Genomic DNA, 2,843 nt, shown 5'->3' on the forward strand with positions numbered 1-2,843 from the left:
GGGGCGTCGGCGTCGCGATCAACGACCGGCTGCGCCGCGCCGCGCACCGCTGACGCGGCGGAAGGTGAGGCTAAGGTGAGGCCAAGACGCGGGTCGGAAGCGACCGGCGGTTTGGCGATCCGCGAAGGGCGGCGATCGGGTGGGTGCGGCGATGCGAAAGAGCGGACACGAAGCGTGGCCCGCTTTCTCCTACATTGCAACCGAGTGGATCGCCGCTCAGCCCTAAAGGCGATGCCGGGCAGCGATGGCTTCGCGCGGCGGTCCGGCGTCTTGCCGAACCGCCGCGCGAGGGCGATCACGCCTGTGCCGCGGCCATGCTCTTGGTGCGCGCGGCGTAGCTCTTGCGCAGCTTCTGCAGCTTGGGCGGGATCACCGCCATGCAGTACGGGTTGCTGCGTCCCTCGGTCTCCCAGTAATCCTGGTGATAGCCCTCGGCCGGGTACCAGGTGTCGTTGTCCTCGATCGTGGTAACGATCGGCTTCGACTGATCGCCCTGCGCGCGCTCGATTGCCGCCTTCGCCTCGGCCGCCTGCTCGTCCGACTGCGGGAAGATCGCGGAGCGGTACTGGGTGCCGACGTCGTTGCCCTGGCGGTTGAGCTGCGTCGGGTTGTGCGTCGCGAAGAAGATGTCGAGCAGGTCGCCGTAGCTGAGTTGCGCGGGATCGAAGCCGACCTTGATCGCCTCCGCGTGGCCGGTGTCGCCGCCGCACACCTGGCGGTAGGTCGGGTCGGCGACGTGGCCGCCGATATAGCCGCTCTCGACACTATCGACGCCGATCACGTCCTTGAACACGGCCTCGGTGCACCAGAAGCAGCCGCCGGCGACGATCGCATATTCGGTCATGGGAAGAAGTCTCCTTTGAGAAGAATGTAGGAAGCCGCTAGGGCGCGCGAAAGGGAGTTAGCGATGACGCAGACGGCAAAGCTCGACGGCAAGGTGATGGTGACCGGGGGTGCGGGCTATATCGGCAGCCACGCGGTGCTGGCGCTGCTCGACGCGGGGTACCGGGTGGTGGTGATCGACAATCTCGTCACCGGGTTCGACTGGGCGGTGGACGCTCGCGCGACGCTGGTCGAGATGGCGGTCGAGGACCCGCGCGTCGCCGACGTGCTCGCCGAGCATCAGGTGCGCGCGATCATGCATTTCGCCGGATCGGTGGTGGTCCCTGAGTCGGTCAGCGACCCGCTAAAATATTACCGCAACAACACCGCGGCGACGCGCAGCCTGATCGAGAGCGCGGTGAAGGCGGGCGTGCCGCACTTCATCTTCTCCTCGACCGCCGCGACCTACGGCACGCCCGAGCGCGTGCCGGTGAGCGAGACCGACCCGACCGTGCCGATCAACCCGTACGGCATGTCGAAGCTGATGAGCGAGGCGATGCTGCGCGACGTGTCGGCGGCGCACCCGATGAACTACGCCGCGCTGCGCTACTTCAACGTCGCGGGGGCGGACCAGCAGGGACGCAGCGGGCAGTCGACGGTGGGTGCGACGCACCTGATCAAGATCGCGGTCGAGGCGGCGACCGGCAAGCGCGCCGCGGTGAGCGTGTTCGGCAACGATTTCGACACGCGCGACGGAACGGGGGTGCGCGACTACATCCACGTCAGCGACCTCGCCGAGGCGCATGTCGCCGCGCTCGCCTGGCTGGTCGACCATCCGGCGGAGAGCGTGACGCTGAACGCGGGCTACGGGCGCGGCTTCTCGGTGATGGAGGTGCTCGACTCGGTCGACCGCGTCACCAACATGACGATCGAGCGCCGGATGGAGGGGCGGCGCGCGGGCGATCCGGCCGAGCTGATCTCGAACAATGCCGCGATCCTGGAGACGATCGACTGGACGCCCAGCCGCGCCGACCTCGACGGGATCGTGCGCGACGCGCTGGCGTGGGAGCGCAAGCTCGGCGAGATGGGGCGCTAGGGCGTGCGGCTGCGCTCGCTGCTGTTCGTGCCGGGCGATCGGCCCGAGCGGATGGAAAAGGCGCTGGGTCTGGGCGCCGACGCGCTGATCCTCGACCTGGAGGATTCGGTCGCCGCCGGCGCCAAGGCGGCGGCGCGCAGCGCAGTGCGCGAGTTCGTCGAGATGCGCAGCGGCGACGCGACGCTGTTCGTGCGGGTCAATCCGCTCGACTCGGACTTCATCGCCGACGATCTGGCGGCGATCGACGGCACCGCGGTGCGCGGGGTAGTGCTGCCCAAGGCGGAGGGGCGCGCCTCGGTGGCGGAACTGCGGCGGCGGTTGCCGGGCGCGTATCTCGTCCTACCGATCGCGAGCGAGACGCCGCGCGCGGTGTTCACGCTCGGCGACTATGACGGTGCCGATGAGCATGGGAGCCTCGCCGGGCTGACCTGGGGCGCGGAGGATTTGCCCGCCGCGATCGGCGCGTCGACCAGCCGCGAGGCGGACGGCGGCTATACCGACCCGTACAGGATGGTGCGCGCGCTGACGCTGTTCGGCGCGCACGCGGCTGAGGTGCCCGCGATCGAGACGGTGTATCCCGATTTCCGTGACACGGACGGGCTCGCGGCCTATGCCGCGCGCGGACGACGCGACGGCTTCAGCGGCATGATGGCGATCCACCCCGCGCAGGTGCCGGTGATCAACGCCGCCTTCTCACCCAGCGAGGCGGAGGTCGCGCACGCGCGCGCGGTGGCCGATCTGTTCGCGGCCAATCCGGGCGCAGGCGCGCTGCAGCTTGACGGCAGGATGGTCGACGCGCCGCACCTGAAGGCGGCGGAGCGATTGCTGAGGCTCGCGGGCGTCTAAGCAGCCGCGAGCAGCGGGCGGGTACGCCTGGCGATCTGCCACCAGCCGATCGCCCATAATGTGCCGAAGCTCCACCCGG

General features: G+C 69.5%; 4 protein-coding genes. 2 read left to right on the forward strand and 2 right to left on the reverse strand.

Annotated features, from left to right (window positions below):
- Both ACFDS6_RS16945 and msrA read right to left on the reverse strand, forming a co-directional pair.
- A partial coding sequence (locus ACFDS6_RS16945) for a hypothetical protein (protein WP_375273252.1) occupies nt 1–299 on the reverse strand: 299 nt, incomplete at its 3' end.
- The gene (msrA, locus tag ACFDS6_RS16950) at nt 296–844 is read right to left on the reverse strand and encodes a peptide-methionine (S)-S-oxide reductase MsrA (protein WP_375273241.1); all 549 of its coding nucleotides are present in this window, start codon (nt 842–844) and stop codon (nt 296–298) included. The genes ACFDS6_RS16945 and msrA, both read right to left, overlap by 4 nt.
- A 63-nt stretch (nt 845–907) precedes the next feature.
- Between msrA and galE the strand changes: the two genes are divergently transcribed.
- Both galE and ACFDS6_RS16960 read left to right on the forward strand, forming a co-directional pair.
- The gene (gene galE / locus ACFDS6_RS16955; protein WP_375273240.1) at nt 908–1,918 is read left to right on the forward strand and encodes a UDP-glucose 4-epimerase GalE; all 1,011 of its coding nucleotides are present in this window, start codon (nt 908–910) and stop codon (nt 1,916–1,918) included.
- A gap of 3 nt (nt 1,919–1,921) precedes the next feature.
- Nucleotides 1,922–2,764, forward strand: a complete 843-nt coding sequence (locus tag ACFDS6_RS16960; protein WP_375273253.1) for an HpcH/HpaI aldolase/citrate lyase family protein — start codon at nt 1,922–1,924, stop codon at nt 2,762–2,764.
- The last annotated feature ends 79 nt before the right edge of the window (nt 2,765–2,843 follow it).

The organism is Sphingomonas sp., from assembly GCF_042095875.1.
In the GTDB taxonomy this organism is placed as follows: domain Bacteria; phylum Pseudomonadota; class Alphaproteobacteria; order Sphingomonadales; family Sphingomonadaceae; genus Sphingomonas.